Origin of the sequence: Pseudoxanthobacter sp. M-2, from assembly GCF_046156265.1 — a bacterium.
Lineage (GTDB): Bacteria > Pseudomonadota > Alphaproteobacteria > Rhizobiales > Segnochrobactraceae > CAMDHY01.
Genome location: NZ_JAWDIR010000044.1, coordinates 1 through 18526 on the forward strand (window position 1 = coordinate 1; position 18526 = coordinate 18526).

Consider the following 18526-nt stretch of genomic DNA (forward strand, 5'->3'; position numbering starts at 1 on the left):
CGCGCAGCGCGGCGGGGCGGGGTGACCGCGGGCGGCAGCCCGCGCATGACTCTTTCCGCGGCCACCGTGCTTTGTGGACGCCGTCGCAGTTCTTCCCGCCGCCTCCCGGCGGCGCCGCCCCCCCCCGGCGACCTGCGGTCGCCGACCCTCCCCCTCGAGGGGAGGGTGGTTTCAGCGGCGACAATTGCCTCCACTAGCCACGTCCGCGGCGACGTGGACGAGTTGACGGCGGCGGATGCAGGGTCTGGCGACGGCGGATCTTCGTGACCGAACGACGAGGTGGGGCAATCATGACCTTCCCGAGCGAAGAAGAGTTCCTGGCTGCGTTCGGCGTGGAGCCGGCGGAGTCCGATCTCTCCGTCGGGTCTTTTCTCTACGTGTTCGAGGACTGCGACGGTCCACTCAAGGCCATGGTTTCCTTCAACGCAGTCGAGCGATCCTTCCAGGTTCGCCTGTTGATCGCCGGCAGGGACGTGATCGTCGTTTCCTCTGAAAAGGTCGAGAGTTTGAGGATCCACCAGGACCGCAGGAGCTCCAGCCTCAGAGCGATCTTCGACATCGACGGCATCATCTCCGAAGCGGAGGTCATCGTGTCGCCGGCCTTGTCGTGCCGATGGTGGGCTCTCGAGAGATGAGGCCCGAGGCCCATCACGCACCCCCCCCCCGGAGCCCGCCCATGCCCCGTCGTTTCGTCGATCTCTCCGTCGCGCTCGAAGCCGGCATCGCCTCTGATCCGCCCGGACATCAGCCGGAGATCGACTACTTCCGCCACGCCGACACGGCCGCGGAGGTCACCGCCTTCTTCCCCGGCCTGAAGGCGGATGACCTGCCGGGCGGGGAGGGGTGGGCGATCGAGCGGATGCGACTCACCACCCACACCGGCACCCACCTCGACGCCCCCTACCACCACCACTCGACGATGAACGGCGGCGAACGCGCCATCACCATCGACGAGGTGCCGCTCGAGTGGTGCTACGGCCCGGGCGTGAAGCTCGACTTCCGCGCCCTGACGGACGGCCACGTCGTCTCGGCTGCCGAGGTGGAAGTGGAACTCGCCCGCATCGGCCATGTGCTGGCGCCGGGCGACATCGTGCTGGTCAACACGGCGGCCGGCGGCCGCTACGGCGAGCCGGACTATCTCGCCCGCGGTTGCGGCATGGGGCGGGAGGCGACGCTGTACCTCACCGAACACGGCGTCCGCGTCACCGGCACCGACGGCTGGAGCTGGGACGCGCCGTTCCTCCACACCCGCAAGTGCTGGGAGGAGACCCACGACCCCTCGATCATCTGGGAGGGCCACCGCGCCTCGATGACGATCGGCTACTGCCACATCGAGAAGCTCGCCAACCTCGACCAGCTGCCGCCCACCGGCTTCACCGTCTCCTGCTTCCCCTTCAAGATCAAAGGGGCGTCGGCGGGCTTCGTCCGCGCGGTGGCGATCTTCGAGGACTGAGGTCAGCACAGGTCGCCAGCGATCCGTTTGCCGGGACCCTGGCAGAGAAGCACCGCCGGACGAGTCAGTCCCCGTGCGGTGGAACGGAATGCCGGATGGCCGCCCGATCCGTGGCGAACTGATAGGTCGGCGACCAGGACCGCATCCCGGTCATGCTTGTCCGGTGATGGACGTTGAAGCCATCGTCCATGCACTTCGTCGGCGTGACGGACGACTCTTCCCGGCGGTAGAGTGCATCAACGAAGGCCGCGTCGTTCGGGTTTCCGGGAACTCTGACGCTGATGCGGACGAGAGAGTACCTCGTGTAGCACTCGCTGGGTGGCGCTCCATTACCGGCTTGGTCGAAGCCCAGTCCGGAATTTGTCGGCGAGTCGAAGCAGAGCTCGCTGTCGCTTTTGCGTCTGTCGAACACGCCGAGATCGACGTCCCTGCCGTTCTCACCGGCCACGCGTACCGTCACCCGGCACGACGACCTCGAACAGGAAACGTCCGGTGACAGCGGGGCGTCCTCGATGAAGGACATCATCTCCGGCGTCGGCCGCTGACCGAGCACGACGCACCGGGACGTGTCCTCCGACGTGGCCGAGGCGGGTCCGAAGCCCGCGCAGATCGTGGCGGCCACGACGCACAAGCCCGAGGCCTTGGACACGGCCAAGGCCCATCGACCAACAGCTGTCTTCGCTTTCCGGTGTGTCACAACCGACGCCTGCGCCTGCCTCGGCCGCGCGCTTGCCCGCCAGGGTAGTGCCGTGGCCAGGGCAGACACCTATCATGGGCCGGTCATCCTGGGGAACGCCCGGCCGGTCGCCCATCGCTGCTGTCTCGTCGCGACGAACGCCGCGAGCAGCCGGCACATTCGGCAGCGATCACCGCGCCGCCTGGAGCCGCGCCGTCTCCGCCAGCATCGCCTGCCGGAGCCCGATGTGGCGGTTGAGGTCGTAGCTCCAGTGGCCGGCCCGGCCGCGCCGGCGCTCCGAGCGGAGCGCCCGGGCGAGCAGCGCCAGGACGCGCCGGGTGCCGGCCGGGCTGTCGTCGGCCACCTCCGCCGGCGCCACCGGCACCAGCCGCGGCAGGATGCTCGCCCGCCGATACTCCACCGCCCCGGCCCGGACGGCGGCCCTGACCGCCTGCCGGGCGGTGGCGGCAACGGCGGCTTCGGCGGGGCAGAGCCGCTTTGGGCGCGCGCGCCCAATGCGGCCGTCTGGTCCCCGCGTCCCGGTGTCGTCGTCGATCGGTCCGACCTTCGGCTCTTGCATCGTCCCCTCCACCAGACGGAGGAAGTATGCAGGTGCCCTTCGAGGCGGGGATAAGTTTCCTAGGTCGAGAGGGCAGCCAGGGTCGCGACGCGTCCCTCCCCTGCAAGGGGGAGGGACAGACCGCGCAGCGGTCAGGGTGGGGCCCGTCAATCCAAACTGCGCGCCAATTGTGAGGACGCGTGGTGCCTGCCGCAACCGTCCCCGCCCAAACACTTCGTTCAATCCCTCGCTCTACCGACCGGTCGATGGCATAAGGAAAAATATCCGACCCCTCTCGACAACCATGCGAATGCAGGTACAAATTCCTATCGCGCCGACGGTGGCGTGACAGGGAGGCGGTCATGGCGAGGCGTGGGCGTGGCGATGGATCGGTGGGGGAGGCGGCCCCCCCGGCGAACGACAGGACCGTCGGTGGCGTGGAGCCGGTTCGGCGCGATCCCGACCCCACTGACCCACCGACCCTAGAGGCCGTGGTCGCCCGCGCCTTCCACCTCCCTTCGACCGACCTTCACGCCCCCACCCGCCGCGCCGACATCGCGCTCGCCCGGCAGGTGGCGATCTATGTCGCCCATGTCGGGCTCGCCGAGACGCTAACGGCGGCCGGGCGGCGCTTCGGGCGTGATCGCTCCACCGCGGCCCACGCCTGCCGACGGGTCGAGGACCGCCGCGACGACCCCGGCTTCGACGGTCTCGTCGCCGGCATCGAGGCGGCCGTCGCCGCGTCGCGGAGCAACGCCGGGCAGGAGGTCGCGCGATGAGCGGCCCGTCGAAGAACCCATCCGGCTCGGGGGTCGAATCGTCGGTCCCGTCGGCTCCCGCCAGCCCGGCGGAGGTGCGCGGCGCGACGCGGCGGCTCCTGAAGGCGCTCGCCGGGGCCGCCGGGCGGCTCGCCGGGGACGGGGCGGCGGTGATCGTCGCCGGCACTGACGGCGAGCGGCGGCTGGCGATGCCGCCGGGGCTGACGCGGGCCTTGGCGCGCGCCGATCTCCTGCGCGTCGAGGCTGCGGGCGAGGTGGCGGTGACGGCGGCCGGGCTCGCCTGGCTCAGGCGCTCGCTTGCCGGCGGCACCGATCCGTTTCGTGCCCAGCAGGGCGCACCCGCCCCGGCGAGCATCGAGGCGCCGGATGGTGGCGCGGCGGTGGTGCTGAAGGCCGAGGACGCGAGCCCGCTCGCCCGCCTCGCCGCCCGGCGCGGGCGCGATGGCAAGCCGCTCGTGGACGCGGGCCAGTGTGCCGCCGGCGAGCGGCTGAGGTCCGACTTCGGCTTCGCCCAGCTCGGGCCGCGGGTGACGATGCACTGGTCGGGCTTCGGCGGCGCCGGTGGCGGGCCGGGGATGGGGCGCGGCGGCGCGGCGGAGCTGTCGGATGCGGTGGCGGCGGCGCGCGAGCGGGTGCGGCGGGCGCTGTCCGCGCTGGGCCCGGAGCTCGCCGACGTGGCCCTCGACGTCTGCTGCTTCGAGGTCGGGCTCGAGGAAGTCGAGCGGGCGCGCGGCTGGCCGGTGCGCTCGGCCAAGGTGGTGCTCGCCATCGCCCTCGACCGCCTCGCCGCCCACTACGGGCTGGCGGCGGAGGCGCGTGGCCCAGCCGAGCCGCGCGGCATCCGGTCGTGGGGCAGCGAGGGGTTCCGCCCGCGGGCGTGAGGTCCGAAGGCTCGGGCAGGGAGAGCGAGGGGCCGCGGTTCAGGCGTGGGCGAGCGCCGTCTCGGCGTCGGCGCGGATGCGGCGGACCATGGCGGAGAGGCCGTTCGAGCGCTGCGGGGTCAGGTGGTCGCGCAGGCCGAGGCGGTTCAGCATCGCCTCGGCGTCGGTCGCGAGGATGTGGCGGGCCGGCTTGTCGGAATAGAGGGCGAGCAGGATGGCGACGAGCCCCTTGACGATGTGGGCGTCGCTGTCACCGTCATAGTGCAGCACCGGTCCTTCCGGGCTCGGCGCGACGGGCCGCGCGGCGAGCCAGACCTGCGAGGTGCAGCCCTGCACGAAGTTCTGCGGGTTGCGGGCTTCCTCCGGCAAGGGCGGCAGCTGGCGGCCGAGCTCGATGACGTAGCGGTAGCGCTCCTCCCAGTCGTCGAGCAGCGCGAACGTCTCTTCGATCTCGGCGATGTCCATGACGCACTCCTCGCCGCCCGGCTGCGGCGCCCTTCAGGCTCCCCGGCATATAGGCGCTGCGGGCGGCCGGGGAAACCCGGGAGGTCGGTCTGCCGCCGGCTCAGCCACCCGTCCGGCGGCGCGGGTCGGGGACCGGCAGCGGCACGGTCAGGCCGATGGCGGAGGCGGCGGAGGCCGCGGCGGCGGTCGCGGCCGATTGGGCCGCTGCTGTCGCCGCCTCGCCGAGCCAGGGGTCGGCGCGGTCGGCGGCGGTGAGCGTGCCGACGACGGCGGCCGGCAGCGTCGAGACGCGCACCGGCACGGTGGCGACGGCGATCGGCGGCGGATCGTAGGCCGCATTCGTCGCCGGCGCGGTCTCGCCGTTCTGCAGGCTTGCGGCGAGCTCGAGGCCCTGGCCGACGGCGTCGCCGAGTGCGGCGACGACCGAGAAGCCCGCCTCGCAGACGGCGCCGTTGTCGAGGCAGAAGCGCACCACGTCGACGGCGGCGGGCAGGGCAGGGCCGGGGACGGGGGCGCTCGCGGGTGTGTTCGTCGCCGGGGCGAGCGGTGCGGTGGAGGCGACGGCCACGGCGGTCGGTGCCTGCGGCAGCGATGCGACCGGGGCCGGCGTATGGTTCGGCGCCTCACCGGTCTGCATCGACGGCAGCATCGGCACGAGCAGGATGATGGCGCCGATCCACAGGCACGCACGCAGCAGGAAGAACACGGGGCACCCTCCCTTCGGAACGTCGGCGCTCCGGCGAAAAATCGGCGCGGAACGGGGAACGACCGGTGGAGACTAGCCGCCCCGGCTTTCCCGCGGGTTGTCCAGATCGTGACAATTCGATCGATCCGCCGCTTCGTCCCCGGACGCTTCGCCGCGGCCGTGTTCATGCCCTTTGCAACCCTCCGCTTCAGCCTTCCTTAAGGGCGGACGGGCACCTTTGGGGCCGACGAGATCGCTCTCAAGGGGCGGCGCTCCGGCGCCGCGGCTGACGTGAACATTGCCGCCATCACCGCCCGCTTCGGCCGCCGCCGCCGGGGCGAGACCACGCCTCCGCGCGCCGCTTCGCCGCAAGACTATGCGGCGCCGCCGCCGGCGGAGACGCTCGCCCGCCGCATCGCGCTCGCCGAGGCAGTGGCGAGCGAGGGCGTCGCCTTCTACGCACCCGACGGCTCGCTGATCGCCGCGACGCCGGCGCTTGAGAAGCTCGTCGCCGTGCGCGCCGGTGCGCTCGCTGGCGACGCGCTGCTGCAGCGCCTCGACATCGGCGACCGGCCGACCTTCCTCAGGGCGCTCGCGACCACGCTCGCCGACGGCGAGGCGGCGACCGTGACCGTCCACTGCCGCACCGGTGGCGACGACATCGGCGGGCTCGCGGCCTCGAGCGTGGCCGTCCTCGACGTGACGCTGCGGCGGACCTTTCCGGGCGAGGTGTTCGGCCCCGGGGTGCTCGCCCGCTTCACCGACGCCTCCGCGCGCATCGAGGCGGCCGACGAGATCCGCCGGCTTCGCGAGGCTCTCGCCACCACGATCGGCGCCCGCTCGCGCGAACTCGGCCTGCTCGGCCACGAGCTGCGCACGCCGCTGTCGGCGGTACTGGGCTTCGCCGAGACGCTGGCGCTCACGGGCGAGAGCGACCCCGATCCGGCGCGGGTGCGCGAATATGCCGGGCTGATCGCCGAGGCCGGTCGCCACCTGATGGACGTCGTCGGCGGCCTCATCGACCAGGCCGGACCGGAAGGCGGAAGCGACGAGACGGCGGAGGAGGTCGACCTCGAGGCCCTGCTCGAGCGCTGCCGCCGCATGATGGCGCCGGTGGCGGATGGTGCCGGAATCGACCTCGCGTTCACCGTGCCGGCGCCGCTGCCGGCGGTGCTGGCGGCGCCGCGCGCCTGCCGGCAGATCGTCATCAACCTGCTCTCGAACGCCATCAAGTTCACCGACCGCGCGGGTCGCGTCGAGCTTTTCGCCGAGCGCGCCGGTGACCGGGTGCGCATCGTCGTGCGCGACACCGGCATCGGCATCGCCCCGGCCGAGATCGACCGCCTCGGCACGCCGTTCATGCGGCTCACCGACAACACCGGCCGTCGCCGCGAAGGCGCCGGGCTCGGGCTGTCGGTGGTGAAGGCGCTCGCCGCCGTGCACGGCGGCACGCTCGACATCCGCAGCCTGCCCGGCCACGGCACGACGGTCGCCGTCGACCTGCCGGTAGCGGTGGCGGCATCGATCGACCCGGTGCGGGCGCTCGCATGAAGAAGCCGGCCCCTCGCCGCGCGCCGGCGCGCAAGGCGTCGAAGGGACCGGGCGTCGCCGGCCGCCTCGGTGCGGCGCTCGCCGCCCGGCCGGTGCCGGTTTTCGGCACGCTCGCGGCGACGGTGGCGACGGGGGCGGTGCTCGCCAACATGCTCTTGATGCAGCCCGGACCGCATCCGGCGCCGCTGTTCTCCGCCACCCCGGCTGATGCGCCGGCGGGCGCGGTGACGGGGCAGACGGAAGCGCCGGCCTCGCTGCTGGTCAAGGACGTGCAGACGGCACTCGCGACCCGCGGGTTCTATTCCGGGCCGATCGACGGCTATGCCGGCCCGTCGACGGCGGCGGCGATCCGCGACTTTGAAACCGCCGAGGGGCTCGCCGTCACCGGGGTCGCGTCGGAAAAGGTGCTGGTGCGGGCGCTGCTCGGCCCCTCGGCGACCGCATCCGTGACCACCACCACGACGACGCGCGTGCCGCCGCCGGCCCCGAGCCATTCGGTCGCTGCCAATGTCGACGTGAAGCGCATCCAGCAGGCGCTCGCCGACCTCGGCTACGGGCCGCTCACGGTCGACGGCAAGGCCGGCGGCCAGACCGCCTCGGCGATCCGCCGGTTCCGCCTCGACCACGGCCTGCCGGTGAACGGCGACATCGACGACCGCCTGGTCGCGACGCTCGCCGGCATCGGCGGGCTCAGCACCAACTAGATGCGCGTCGTCTCCTCCTTCTGGGTCGGCGCCTACGTGCGCCGCTGCCACTCTGTCGGCGCCTTCGCCACGGTGGCGCGCAAGGGCGCGACGGAAGCTGGCGCGATCTTCGTCGTCGTCGACCGTCTCGACGGCACCGCAGACCTCTACGGCCCGGCACCGCAGGCCTTCTTCGACGCCGAGCAGCCGCTCGACCGGCAATTCGAGAAGGTGCTGTCCGGGGTGCCGAACAGCGAGATCCGGGATCGCATCGAGCGGGAAGTGCGTTTCGATCCGGACCTGTGGGTGATCGAGATCGAGGACCGGCAGGGCCGCGCCTTCCTCGACCTCGCGACGGGAAGCTGATAGCGCTCGCCTCGCCGCGAAGCGCGGGGAGGCGAGATGGACGAGGCGGCGCCGTTCTGGCGGACGAAGACGCTGGAGGAGATGAGCCCGTCGGAGTGGGAATCGCTCTGCGACGGCTGTGGCCGCTGCTGCCTCAACAAGCTGGAAGACTGGGACACCGGCGAGATCGCCTGGACCAACGTCGCCTGCCGCCTGCTCGACGGCCAGAGCTGCCGCTGCGGCGACTATCCGAACCGCTTCGACATCGTGCCCGACTGCGAGCAGCTGACGCCCGAGGTGGTGCGCTCGATCGACTGGCTGCCGCCGACCTGCGGCTACCGCCTGGTCGAGGAGGGCCGCGACCTCGCCTGGTGGCATCCGCTGGTGAGCGGTGATCCCGACACGGTGCACGCCGCCGGCGTCTCGGTACGCGGCCGGACGGTGTCGGAGGAGGGGATGCCGCTCGAGGCGCTCGAGGACCACGTCGTCAGCTGGCCCGGCCGGCCGCCGAGGAAGGCCGGGATCGGGCGGGGGCAGCGCCGGGGTGGGGATCTGGCGGGCAAGCGGGTTGGTGAAAAATCCTAGAATAGGAATTTTGTCGTTGACAGCGTGACGGTGGTTCGCTATCGTTCAGGCATGGTCGACGAGGTGCGGGTTGGGGCAGTCGGCAGTCGGCAGTCGGCAGTCGGCAGTCGGCAGTCGGCAGTCGCTGGTGTGCGGTGGCGCCTGCCCCGGGCACCCACCCTCCCCCTGTGGGAGGGTCGGGCCGCGAAGCGGACCGGGGAGGGCCTCCGGCGGCGTCAGCCGGCGGCGCTGCGAGGTTTCGGCAGTCTCTGGCGCCGTACCGCCGCGCTTTGCGCGGCGGCCCCCTCCGGCCGGCTTCGCCGGCCACCTCCCCCACGAGGGGGGAGGGGGCGCGCGGCTGTTTGGGACGAATACTTGGCAGATCTTCGCAGTGCTCTGTAAGCTCGCGCATCTTCAAGTTGCGCGAGCCGCGGAATGCCCCAGTCTGCCATCGATCCGAGGCTCCGTCGGCGGGCGAGGGCGTTGCGCCTGGAACCGACCGTTGAAGAGCGGCGCGTCTGGGCGATGCTGGAGCCACTGCGGCGTGCGGGGTGCCGGTTTCGACGGCAGGCGCCGGTTGGCCCGTTCATCCCCGATTTCGCGTGGCTGGGTGGCCGGATCGTCGTCGAGGTCGATGGCGGGCAGCATGCGACCGAGGAAGGCCGGGCGGAAGACTTGCGGCGGGAGGCTTGGTTCGCTCGGCAGGGCTTCGTCACGGTGAGACTGGCGAACGAAGAGGTGCGGCAGTCGCCGGATGCGTGTTTCCTGCGGGTGCTGGAGGTGATGCGGCGGCGAGGATGCCTGCCGGAGGAATTCGACGCCGGGTGATCGGCTGAGCATGCGGCGGCCGCCGCGGATCTCCCTCCCCCCTCGTGGGGGAGGTGGCGGGCGAAGCCCGCCGGAGGGGGCCGCCGCGCACGAGCGCGGCGGTGCGGCGCCGGCGATTGTCGAACCGTCTCACCGCCGGCAGCTTCGCCGCCGGCGGCCCTCCCCGGATCGCCTGACGGCGATCCGACCCTCCCGCAGGGGGCGGGTGAACGGCGGAGCTTGGAAGCCGCGTCGCCTCAATACCCGCCGACGATCGGCAGGATTTCGCCGGTGATGTAGCTCGCCGTCTGAGGGGAGGCGAGGAAGACGTAGGCCGGGGCGATCTCCTCGGGCTGGGCGGGGCGGCCGATCGGGGTCTTCTCGCCGAAGTGGACGATCTCCTCGGACGATTGGTCGGCCGGGTTGAGCGGCGTCCACACCGGACCGGGGGCGACGCAGTTGACGCGGATGCCGCGGGAGATCAGCTGGCCGGAGAGCGAGCGCGTGAAGGCGTGGATGCCGCCCTTGGTGGTGGAATAGTCGATCAGGCCCTTCGAGCCGTCGAGGCCGGTGACCGAGCCGGTGTTGATGATCGACGCCTTCCGGCCGAGATGCGGCAGGGCCGACTTCACCATGTAAAAATAGCCGTAGAGATTGGTCTTCATCGTCCGGTCGAACTGTTCGGGGCTGAGGTCCTCGATGTTCGACAGATGCTGCTGGAAGGCGGCGTTGTTGACGAGGATGTCGAGCCGGCCGAACTCCTTCATCGCCTGGTCGACGGCGTGCTGGCAGAAGGCGAAGTCGGTGACGTCGCCGGTGATCGCCAGGCCTCGGCGGCCCTCCGCCTCGATGGCGCGCACGGTCTTCTCGGCGTCCTCGTGCTCGTCGAGATAGACGATGGCGACGTCGGCGCCCTCGCGGGCGAACAGCACGGCGACGGCGCGGCCGATGCCGCTGTCGCCACCGGTGACGATCGCCGTCATGCCCTCCAGTTTGCCGGAGCCCTTGTAGTGGGGGGCTTCCCACATCGGCGCGAGTTCCTGGTCCGCCTCGAGACCGGGCTTGTCGAGGTGCTGGTCGGGCATCGGCGGGAACGGATAGTCGCGGGCGCCGGTCTGCGGCTTGTCCTTCGGCTCGGGAGCCTTCGCCTCGGCGTCCTCGGCGCGCTGCTGCAGGGTGCGGTGGACGGCGGCGGTGTGCCCGGCATCGCGCTCGAAGGTGTCCGGGCCGGCTGAGAAGACGGATTCGATCATGGCGGGGCTCCGCTGTGAGGGGTTTCGGGGACAACCGGTGGCAGCGGCGGAGGTTCCGTTCGCTGCCCTGGCCTTCTGGGGGAAGGGGCCTCGTCGGGAGCGCGGAGGCTCGTGTCGGCCGCATTGCCGTTCCTGTTCGCGGAGGCGGATGGGTTCCCGGCACGAGGCCGGGAATGACCCGACTCGGTTGTTGCGGCCTGGCTTCGCCAACGCCCGTGGCTCGGCGCGATGCCTCCCTCACGAAGTCATTCCCGGCCTTGTGCCGGGAACCCATGCAGCGGCTGCCGCAGGTAAGACGCCGGCATGGTGCGCGCGGAGAGAGATGGGTTCCCGGCACAAGGCCGGGAATGACTCCCATGGGTTGTTGGCGCGGGAGGCGGGCATGGCGCGAACTGGCGTGCGGCGGCCGGAGGTGCCCAATCCGCTGATCTTCGCGCCGAGCGGCGAGACGTGGGCTTCGGTGCGGACGCTCTACGAGGGCGGGGCGCTGGCGAAGGTGTCGGTGGCGCGGCTTGCGGGGATGAGCGACGAGGCGCTTCGCGAGCGGGCCCGGCGCGAGGGGTGGCGCGGAGCGCCGACACGCCGGAGCGCGGGTGCCGCGCCGTCGCCGGGGCGCGTCGCCGGATCGACAGCAAGATCGGCTCTCCCGCGGGGTGAGGGCGGGAGGTTCGTGCGCGCGGCTGGCGCTGCACCGCCGCCGGCTGCGCCGGCGGCGGCCCTCCCCGGATCGCTGCGCGATCCGACCCTCCCGCAGGGGGAGGGTGGGTGCCCGACTTTGGCGGCGGAGAGCGGGGCTGCGGATTTTTCATCAGCAGTCTCGCCGCCCGCTGCCGCCCCCGATCCACGGACGCAGTCCGGGCGGGCGGCGCTGGTGGACCAGCTTTACGGGCTGTTCGCGGCGCAGCTTTCGGCGGCCGGCGCGGACAGGCTCGGCGGGGCGCTCGAGCAGCGGATGCGCTCGCTCGCCACCTTCGCCAAGACGCTCGATGCCCTGGTCGACCTCGACCAGCGGCTCGGGGCGCCGGCCGGGACCGGGGAGGCCGACTTCGATGCCTATCGCGCCGAACTCGCCCGCTGCCTCGCCGGACTGGTCGGAGAGCGTGGCGAGGGAGGATGAGGGTGGGGGCGAGGGCTCCGTCTTCCCGGCAGGGCTCGATGGAGACGGCGGCCGGTCGCTGCGACGGGGGCTGCAGCGCTGCGTCGAGCAGGGGCTGGGGCCAGAGGTGCTCGCCCGGATGGCGCCGTACGGCGCGCAGTTTCTCGCCGACTGGGCGATCTGGGCGCGCGACGACCAGTGGCGGTTTTCCGACGACTGGCGGACCTGGCTGGTGCTGGGTGGCCGTGGCGCCGGCAAGACGCGGCTCGGGGCCGAATGGGTGCGTGGCATCGCCACCGGCAGGCCGCCGTTCGCGAGCCGGCCGAGCCGGCGCATCGCGCTCGTCGGCGAGACGTTTTCGGCGGTGCGCGAGGTGATGATCGAGGGCGAATCCGGCCTGCTCGCCGTGCATCCGCGCGGCGAGCGGCCGGCCTGGCAGCCCTCGCGGCAACGGCTCGAATGGCCGAACGGGGCGGTGGCGCAGGCGTTCTCGGCGGAAGACCCCGAGGCGCTGCGCGGGCCGCAGTTCACCGACGCCTGGCTCGACGAAGCGGGCAAGTGGCGGCAAGCGGAGGCGACCTACGACATGCTGCAGTTTGCGCTGAGGCTCGGCGAGCGGCCGCGCCAGATGGTGACGACGACGCCCAGGGCGACGCCGCTGCTGCGGCGGCTGATCGCCGAGGCCGGGACGCTGGTGACGAAGGCGCCGACGGCGCTGAACCGGGACTTTCTGGCGCCAGGATTTCTGGCGGGGCTGACGGAGCGCTACGGCGGCACCCGGCTCGGCCGGCAGGAGCTCGAGGCCGAGCTGATCGCCGACCGGCCGGACGCACTGTGGCGCCGGGAGGCGATCGAGGCGGGGCGTGTGGTGCGGCCGCCGGAGATCACGCGGACGGTGGTGGCGGTGGATCCGCCGGCCTCGAGCGGCGCCGGGGCGGACGCCTGCGGGATCGTCGCGGTCGGCAAGGGGGTGGACGGGCTCGCCTATGTGCTCGCCGACGCCACCGCCGCGGGGCTGCGGCCGGGCGAGTGGGCGGGGCGGGCGGCGACGCTCTACCGCCGGCTCGGCGCCGACCGGCTGGTCGCCGAGGTGAACCAGGGCGGCGAGATGGTGGCGGCGGTGTTCGCCGAGGTGGCCTCCGACGTGCCGGTGTCGCCGGTCCGGGCGACGCGGGGCAAGTGGCTCCGGGCCGAGCCGGTGGCGGCGCTCTACGAGCAGGGGCGGGTGCGGCACGTCGGGGCGTTTGCCGAGCTCGAGGACGAATTGTGCGATTTCGGCCCGGACGGGCTGTCGTCGGGGCGCTCGCCGGACCGGGTGGATGCGCTGGTCTGGGCGGTGACGGCGCTGATGCTCGGGCGGCGCGGGGAGCCGCGGGTGCGGGTGGGGTAGGGGCTCGGCAGTCGGCAGTGGGTGGCGGGCAGTCGGTAGTCGGCAGTGGGGCGGTGTCTCTTCGGCGGGCTCCTCACCCTCCCCCTGTGGGAGGGTCGGGCCGCGCAGCGGACCGGGGAGGGCCGCCGATGGCGAAGCCGTCGGCGGTGCGACGGTTCCGCAGTCTCGGGCGCCGTATCGCCGCGCTCTGCGCGGCGGCCCCCTCCGGCGGGCTGCGCCCGCCACCTCCCCCACGAGGGGGGAGGGGGCGCGCCCAGCGAGCCGGGATGACGATCGATGGGTTGCGCGGCCACGAGGGGGCGATCGGATGCTGAAGCGGTTGTTCGGGCGTCGGGATGGGGGCGGGAGGCGAGCGGTCGGGGCCGGGGTGGTCGGCAGAGGCGCGGCCGGTGCGACGATCGGGGCCGGTGTGGTGTTCGGTGCGCCGGGCGCTGCCGCTGCGTTCCCACCCCCCGAGGCGAAGGCGTCGCGGACGGGGGCGCTCGTCGCTCTCTCTTCGCCGGGGCGGCCGGTGTGGACGCCGCGGGACTATGCGGCGCTGGCGCGCGAAGGCTTCGGGCGCAATCCGGTGGTCTATCGCTGCGTGCGGATGATCGCGGAAGCCGCGGCCTCGGTGCCGTGGCTCGTCTACGAGGGCGAGCACGAGGCAAGCGAACATCCGCTGCAGGCGCTGCTCGCACAGCCGAACGCGCGGGCTTCCGGGCGGACGCTGATGGAGGCGGCCTATGGCCACCTGCTGGTCGCCGGCAACGCCTATCTGGAGGCGGTTGCCATCGAGGGCGTGGTGCGCGAGCTCCATGCGCTGAGGCCCGACCGGATGCGGGTCGTGCCGGGGGGCGGACGGCTGGGCGGAGGGATACGAGTATTCGGTCGCCGGGCGGACGGTGCGTTTTGCCGGCGAGGTGGGTGGCGAGTGCCCTGGCGGTGGTGGTCGGGGCGGTCGCGGCCCGGGCGGAGACGGGGCGGGCGGAGACGGGTCTGGCGGCACGGCGGGGGGCGGGCGCGGGGTGCGGCCGATCCTGCATCTGTCGCTGTTCCACCCGCTCGACGACCACTACGGCTTCGCGCCGATCGAGGCGGCGCAGACCAGCCTCGACGTCCACAACGCCGCCGGCGCCTGGACGAAGGCGCTGCTCGACAATTCGGCGCGGCCGTCGGGGGCGCTCGTCTATGCGGCGGGCGAGGGCGGCAACCTCACCGACGAGCAGTTCGAGCGGCTGAAGCGCGAGCTCGAGGACGGCTATGCCGGGGCGCGCAACGCCGGGCGGCCGCTGGTGCTAGACGGCGGGCTCGACTGGAAGGCGATGGGGCTGTCGCCGAAGGAGATGGATTTCGCCGAGGCGAAGGCCTCGGCGGCGCGCGAGATCGCGCTCGCTTTCGGAGTGCCGCCGATGCTGCTCGGCATTCCCGGCGACAACACCTATGCGAACTACCAGGAGGCGCACCGGGCACTGTGGCGGCTGACCGTGCTGCCGCTCGTCGGGCGGACGGCGGAGGCGCTCGGCGGCTGGCTGGGGCCGGCCTTCGGCGAGGGGCTGAGGCTCGGCACCGACCTCGATGCTGTCGAGGCCCTGTCGGCCGAGCGCGAGGCGCTGTGGGCGCGGGTGGGGGCGGCGGCGTTCCTCAGCGAGGACGAGAAGCGGATGGCGGTGGGATACGGGGTGCGGGCGGGCTGACGGCGCGGCGGCAGGGCGCGGGGCGAGCGGGGGCTGGATGCCGGGTGACCGGGTGCCGGCCCCGGGCCGTCTGCGGGCCACCGCGCTCAGGAAACGACGCGGTTGCGGCCGGACTTCTTGGCGGCATAGAGCGCCGCGTCGGCGCGGGCGACGGCGGGCATGATGGTGTCCTCGCCCGGCCCGACGGCGGCGATGCCGATCGAGACGGTGAGGTGGAGGCTGGTGTCGGAGGCCGGAAACGGCTCGCGCTCGGTCGCCTGGCGCAGGCGTTCGGCCATCCGTCTGACCTCCTCGAGGCCGCAGCCCGGCAGAACGCAGATGAACTCCTCGCCACCATAGCGGGCGACCAGCTCGTAGGCGCCGAGGAGGTCGCGCGTCATCGCGGCGAAACGGGTCAGCACGGCGTCGCCGGTGGCGTGGCCATGATGGTCGTTGACGAGCTTGAAGGCGTCGATATCGGCGACGAGGACGCCGAGGGGCGGCCGATCCGACAACGGGCCGGCGAGGTGGCGGGAGGATTCCAGCAGCAAGCCGCGGCGGTTGAGGAGGCCGGTGAGCGGGTCCCGGGTGGCGAGCCATTCGAGCTCGGCCCGGGCGCGTTCGCCGGCGAGCGCGAGCAGCGCGACGTTGGAGAACAGGCAGGCGAAGTGGTCGAAGGCGAGCACGACGACATCGCTGCCGACTTCGGGCTGGTCCGGACCGATCTCCTGCAGCGAGACGAAGGCCGCGGCGGCGAAGCCGACCAGATAGAGGCCGAAGGCCGTAGCGGCGACGGCGCGCGAGGCGAGCCGGCGGTGGCCCGGCGCCGCCAGGAGATCGATGACGAAGACGAGGCAGGGGACGCAGAAGGCGGCGAAGACGCCGGCGAGGGCGAAGTTCGGAGCCCCCGTTGCCGCGAGTATCCCGACATAGGCGATCGGCGGGGCGAGGGTGGAGACGGCGACGAGGGCCGGCGGGACGGGGCGGCCGTCGAAGCGGCGCAGCCCGACCCAGCCGAGCGTCAGGCCGAGGCCGATCAGGCCGTAGGTCAGGAAGCCGCGCACGGGCGCGAGGTAGGACCCGGAAGCACCGGTCGCCAGCACGAGGACGAAGCCCGCCGCGATCAGGGCGGCACCGAGGCCCCAGTCGCGCAGATAGGGGTCACCGCGACCATGCAGCCACATCGCCAGGAAGACGACGGCAAAGCTCGCCCGCATGGCGAGGCCGGAGACGAGCAGGGTGTGGCCGTCGAGTTCCACGGGGGTCGGTCCAGTCGCCGTTTGGCGGAGCTTTAGCACCGTGGCGGGCGAAAATATCGACGGGAGCGTGGCAAGGCCGGGGGGCTGGGACCGCCGAGGCGGCGTGCGGCGGCGGGAGGCGGCGATGGATCCGATCACGGAGAACGTCATGGCGCGGGGCGACCTCGCGCATCTGGCGCTGTTCCTGTGGGCGAGCGGGGCGAGCGGGCTGCTCGCCTGGTCGCTCAGGGAGCTCGCGGCCTCGAACCGCCGCTTCAACGATTTCGTCGCCGAGATCGCGCGGCTGACCGCGCTGTTCCGCGACCGCGACTGAGCGGCCGGCGGCGGAGCGCCGCCCGGCCGGGACGAGGATCAAGCGGGGCGATCTTCGACAGAACGGGGGACTTCCATGCAGCGGCTTCTCGCGGGGCTCGGCCAGGGCCGGGCGGACGACCATCGAAGCGTCTTCGCCGCCTTCGCCGGCGTGCTCGCGCGGCTGCTCGCGCCGCCCGGACGGCGGACCGCCGGGGAGCGGCGATGACCGCGCTGGCGGCGGCGGGCGCCGTCGTCGAGGGCTATGCCAGCCTGTTCGGGCGGGTCGACATGGGACGCGACCGGGTGGCGCCGGGGGCGTTCCGCCGCTCGCTCGCCCGCCGCGGCGCCGGCGGGGTGAAGCTGCTCTGGCAGCACGATCCGGGCCGGCCGATCGGCCGCTGGACGGAGATTTCTGAGGACGGCGTCGGCCTCAAGGTGCGCGGCCGGCTGCTGCCGGAGGTGGCGCAGGGGCGCGAGGCCCTGGCGCTGATCCGCGCCGGCGCCCTTGACGGGCTCTCGATCGGCTTCCGCACGGTCCGCGCGCGGCGCGAGCCGGCGACGGGGGTTCGGGAGCTCGTCGAGATCGACCTCTGGGAGATCTCGCTGGTGACCTTTCCGCAGATGCCGGGCGCGCGCCTCGCGCTCGCCGGTTCGCAGATGCCGGCAGCGCGCTTCGCGCTCGGCGGCTCCCAGTTGCCGGCGACGCGATGCGCCGCCGGTGCCGCCGGCCTGACGGGCCGGCTTTCGCTTTCCACAAGGTGAGGGACGAGACAGATGGACGTGAGCGTGAGCGCGCCGGAGACGAAGGCCGCGGTGCCCGAGGCGGGGGCGGCCGAAGCGTTCGAGACGATGATGGGCGCCTTCGAGGCGTTCCGCGAGGTGAACGACCGCAGGCTCGACGAGATCGAGCGGCGCGGCGGCGGCGACGTGGTGACGGTCGAGACCCTCGGTCGCATCGAGGCGGCGCTCGACGAGCAGAAGCGGCGGCTCGACCGGCTGGCGCTGAAGGCGGCGCGGCCGGGGCTCGGCGCGCCGGGCGAGACGGGTGACGCTTCGGCGCGCGAGCGCAAGGCGGCGTTCGAGACCTATGTGCGCACCGGCCGCGAGGACGCGGCGCGCACGCTGGAGGCGAAGGCGCTGTCGGTCGGCACGCCCGCCGACGGCGGCTACCTGGTGCCGGACGAGACGGAGCGCGAGATCATGCGCCGGCTCGCCGACATCTCGCCGATCCGCCGCATCGCCGGCAGCCGGCAGGTCTCGGCCTCGGTCTACAAGAAGCCGTTCTCCGTGGCGGGACCGGCCGTCGGCTGGGTGGCGGAGACGGCGTCGCGGACGCAGACCGCCACGCCGACGCTGGCCGAACTCGCCTTCCCGACGATGGAGCTCTACGCCATGCCGGCGGCGACGGGGCAGCTCCTCGACGACGCCGCCGTCGACGTCGACCGCTGGATCGCCGAGGAGGTGGAGACGGCGTTCGCCGAGCAGGAGGGCGCCGCGTTCGTCACCGGCAACGGCACGAACAAGCCGACGGGCTTCCTCGCGGTCGACACGGTGGTGGACGCTTCCTGGGAGTGGGGCAGCCTCGGCTATCTCGTGACCGGGGTGAGCGGCGGGCTGGCGGCGTCGAACCCGTCGGACATCCTGATCGACCTCGTCTATGCGCTGAAGGCCGGCTACCGGCAGAACGCGCACTTCGTCATGAACCGGAAGACGCAGGCGGCGATCCGCAAGCTGAAGGACGCCGACGGCCACTATCTCTGGCAGCCGCCGGCGAGCGCGGGTGCCGAGGCGACGCTGATGAACTTCCCCGTCGCGGAAGCCGAGGACATGCCGAACATCGCGGCGAACTCGCTGTCGGTGGCCTTCGGCGACTTCAAGCGCGGCTATCTCGTCGTCGACCGGATGGGCGTGCGGGTGCTGCGCGATCCCTACTCCGCCAAGCCCTACGTGCTGTTCTACACGACGAAGCGGGTGGGCGGCGGCGTCCAGGACTTCGCGGCGATCAAGCTCCTGAAGTTCGGCACGAGCTGACGGCGCCGGGTCCTCCCGACCTTTCCCGGGACAGATCCCGAAGAGGACAGCGCGGCCGTCCACCGCGGCCGGGCCTTGCCCGGCCGCGGTGCATTCTCGA

The 18526-nt window shown here is 72.8% G+C and carries 21 protein-coding genes and 1 pseudogene; 16 read left to right on the forward strand and 6 right to left on the reverse strand.

The window, feature by feature from the left end; all coding sequences use genetic code 11:
* Positions 1 to 290: 290 nt before the first annotated feature.
* Positions 291 to 635: a hypothetical protein gene (locus tag RUR49_RS19805; RefSeq protein ID WP_409148138.1), complete on the forward strand. Its 345-nt coding sequence runs from the start codon at positions 291 to 293 to the stop codon at positions 633 to 635.
* Between the two features lie 41 nt (positions 636 to 676).
* A complete protein-coding gene (locus tag RUR49_RS19810; protein WP_409148139.1) occupies positions 677 to 1453 on the forward strand; it encodes a cyclase family protein in 777 nt (258 codons plus the stop codon).
* A gap of 64 nt (positions 1454 to 1517) precedes the next feature.
* Here the strand turns inward: RUR49_RS19810 and RUR49_RS19815 are convergent, their stop codons facing one another.
* Both RUR49_RS19815 and RUR49_RS19820 read right to left on the reverse strand, forming a co-directional pair.
* Positions 1518 to 1979, reverse strand: a complete 462-nt coding sequence (locus RUR49_RS19815; protein ID WP_409148140.1) for a hypothetical protein — start codon at positions 1977 to 1979, stop codon at positions 1518 to 1520.
* Between the two features lie 340 nt (positions 1980 to 2319).
* Positions 2320 to 2709: a DUF6477 family protein gene (locus tag RUR49_RS19820; protein WP_409148141.1), complete on the reverse strand. Its 390-nt coding sequence runs from the start codon at positions 2707 to 2709 to the stop codon at positions 2320 to 2322.
* 341 nt (positions 2710 to 3050) lie between these two features.
* Between RUR49_RS19820 and RUR49_RS19825 the strand changes: the two genes are divergently transcribed.
* Both RUR49_RS19825 and RUR49_RS19830 read left to right on the forward strand, forming a co-directional pair.
* Positions 3051 to 3467, forward strand: a complete 417-nt coding sequence (locus tag RUR49_RS19825) for a helix-turn-helix domain-containing protein (RefSeq protein WP_409148142.1) — start codon at positions 3051 to 3053, stop codon at positions 3465 to 3467.
* On the forward strand, positions 3464 to 4348 hold the full coding sequence (locus tag RUR49_RS19830; protein WP_409148144.1) for a DUF6456 domain-containing protein: 885 nt from the start codon (positions 3464 to 3466) through the stop codon (positions 4346 to 4348). Before RUR49_RS19825 ends, RUR49_RS19830 begins: the two co-directional genes overlap by 4 nt.
* 39 nt (positions 4349 to 4387) lie before the next feature.
* Here the strand turns inward: RUR49_RS19830 and RUR49_RS19835 are convergent, their stop codons facing one another.
* Together RUR49_RS19835 and RUR49_RS19840 are read right to left on the reverse strand one after the other, a co-directional pair.
* Positions 4388 to 4813 carry a SufE family protein gene (locus RUR49_RS19835; RefSeq protein ID WP_409148145.1) on the reverse strand — a complete coding sequence of 142 codons (426 nt, stop codon included), beginning with the start codon at positions 4811 to 4813 and terminating at the stop codon, positions 4388 to 4390.
* Positions 4814 to 4913: 100 nt separating this feature from the next.
* Positions 4914 to 5519, reverse strand: a complete 606-nt coding sequence (locus RUR49_RS19840; protein ID WP_409148146.1) for a hypothetical protein — start codon at positions 5517 to 5519, stop codon at positions 4914 to 4916.
* Positions 5520 to 5789: 270 nt separating this feature from the next.
* Between RUR49_RS19840 and RUR49_RS19845 the strand changes: the two genes are divergently transcribed.
* From RUR49_RS19845 to RUR49_RS19865, 5 genes are all read left to right on the forward strand, one after another.
* Positions 5790 to 7049 carry a sensor histidine kinase gene (locus RUR49_RS19845; protein WP_409148148.1) on the forward strand — a complete coding sequence of 420 codons (1260 nt, stop codon included), beginning with the start codon at positions 5790 to 5792 and terminating at the stop codon, positions 7047 to 7049.
* The gene (locus RUR49_RS19850; protein WP_409148149.1) at positions 7046 to 7753 is read left to right on the forward strand and encodes a peptidoglycan-binding protein; all 708 of its coding nucleotides are present in this window, start codon (positions 7046 to 7048) and stop codon (positions 7751 to 7753) included. Before RUR49_RS19845 ends, RUR49_RS19850 begins: the two co-directional genes overlap by 4 nt.
* A complete protein-coding gene (locus tag RUR49_RS19855; RefSeq protein WP_409148150.1) occupies positions 7754 to 8098 on the forward strand; it encodes a DUF1491 family protein in 345 nt (114 codons plus the stop codon). It begins immediately after the preceding gene.
* A gap of 36 nt (positions 8099 to 8134) precedes the next feature.
* A complete protein-coding gene (locus tag RUR49_RS19860; RefSeq protein ID WP_409148151.1) occupies positions 8135 to 8662 on the forward strand; it encodes a YcgN family cysteine cluster protein in 528 nt (175 codons plus the stop codon).
* A 462-nt stretch (positions 8663 to 9124) separates the two neighbouring features.
* Complete coding sequence (locus RUR49_RS19865) at positions 9125 to 9469, forward strand: endonuclease domain-containing protein (RefSeq protein WP_409148152.1); 345 nt, start codon at positions 9125 to 9127, stop codon at positions 9467 to 9469.
* 236 nt (positions 9470 to 9705) lie between these two features.
* On the opposite strand, the gene RUR49_RS19870 is transcribed toward RUR49_RS19865, so the two are convergent.
* Positions 9706 to 10701, reverse strand: a complete 996-nt coding sequence (locus RUR49_RS19870; protein WP_409148153.1) for an SDR family oxidoreductase — start codon at positions 10699 to 10701, stop codon at positions 9706 to 9708.
* Positions 10702 to 11572: 871 nt separating this feature from the next.
* Between RUR49_RS19870 and RUR49_RS19875 the strand changes: the two genes are divergently transcribed.
* The 3 genes and pseudogenes from RUR49_RS19875 to RUR49_RS19885 all read left to right on the forward strand — a co-directional run bounded on the left by RUR49_RS19875 (position 11573) and on the right by RUR49_RS19885 (position 14863).
* Positions 11573 to 11818, forward strand: a complete 246-nt coding sequence (locus RUR49_RS19875; protein ID WP_409148155.1) for a hypothetical protein — start codon at positions 11573 to 11575, stop codon at positions 11816 to 11818.
* A gap of 118 nt (positions 11819 to 11936) precedes the next feature.
* A complete protein-coding gene (locus RUR49_RS19880; RefSeq protein WP_409148449.1) occupies positions 11937 to 13187 on the forward strand; it encodes a DNA-packaging protein in 1251 nt (416 codons plus the stop codon).
* 589 nt (positions 13188 to 13776) lie between these two features.
* Positions 13777 to 14863 (forward strand): annotated as a pseudogene (locus RUR49_RS19885) (phage portal protein).
* A gap of 86 nt (positions 14864 to 14949) precedes the next feature.
* On the opposite strand, the gene RUR49_RS19890 reads toward RUR49_RS19885, so the two are convergent.
* Positions 14950 to 16101, reverse strand: a complete 1152-nt coding sequence (locus tag RUR49_RS19890; protein ID WP_409148156.1) for a GGDEF domain-containing protein — start codon at positions 16099 to 16101, stop codon at positions 14950 to 14952.
* Positions 16102 to 16225: 124 nt separating this feature from the next.
* Here RUR49_RS19890 and RUR49_RS19895 point away from each other — a divergent pair, with 124 nt between their 5' ends.
* The 4 genes from RUR49_RS19895 (at position 16226) to RUR49_RS19910 (ending at position 18426) form a co-directional block, all read left to right on the forward strand.
* Positions 16226 to 16414 carry a hypothetical protein gene (locus RUR49_RS19895; protein WP_409148157.1) on the forward strand — a complete coding sequence of 63 codons (189 nt, stop codon included), beginning with the start codon at positions 16226 to 16228 and terminating at the stop codon, positions 16412 to 16414.
* A gap of 75 nt (positions 16415 to 16489) precedes the next feature.
* On the forward strand, positions 16490 to 16621 hold the full coding sequence (locus RUR49_RS19900) for a hypothetical protein (RefSeq protein ID WP_409148159.1): 132 nt from the start codon (positions 16490 to 16492) through the stop codon (positions 16619 to 16621).
* Positions 16618 to 17157: an HK97 family phage prohead protease gene (locus tag RUR49_RS19905; protein WP_409148160.1), complete on the forward strand. Its 540-nt coding sequence runs from the start codon at positions 16618 to 16620 to the stop codon at positions 17155 to 17157. The genes RUR49_RS19900 and RUR49_RS19905 overlap by 4 nt, the downstream gene beginning before the upstream one ends.
* Positions 17158 to 17169: 12 nt before the next feature.
* A complete protein-coding gene (locus RUR49_RS19910; RefSeq protein WP_409148161.1) occupies positions 17170 to 18426 on the forward strand; it encodes a phage major capsid protein in 1257 nt (418 codons plus the stop codon).
* The last annotated feature ends 100 nt before the right edge of the window (positions 18427 to 18526 follow it).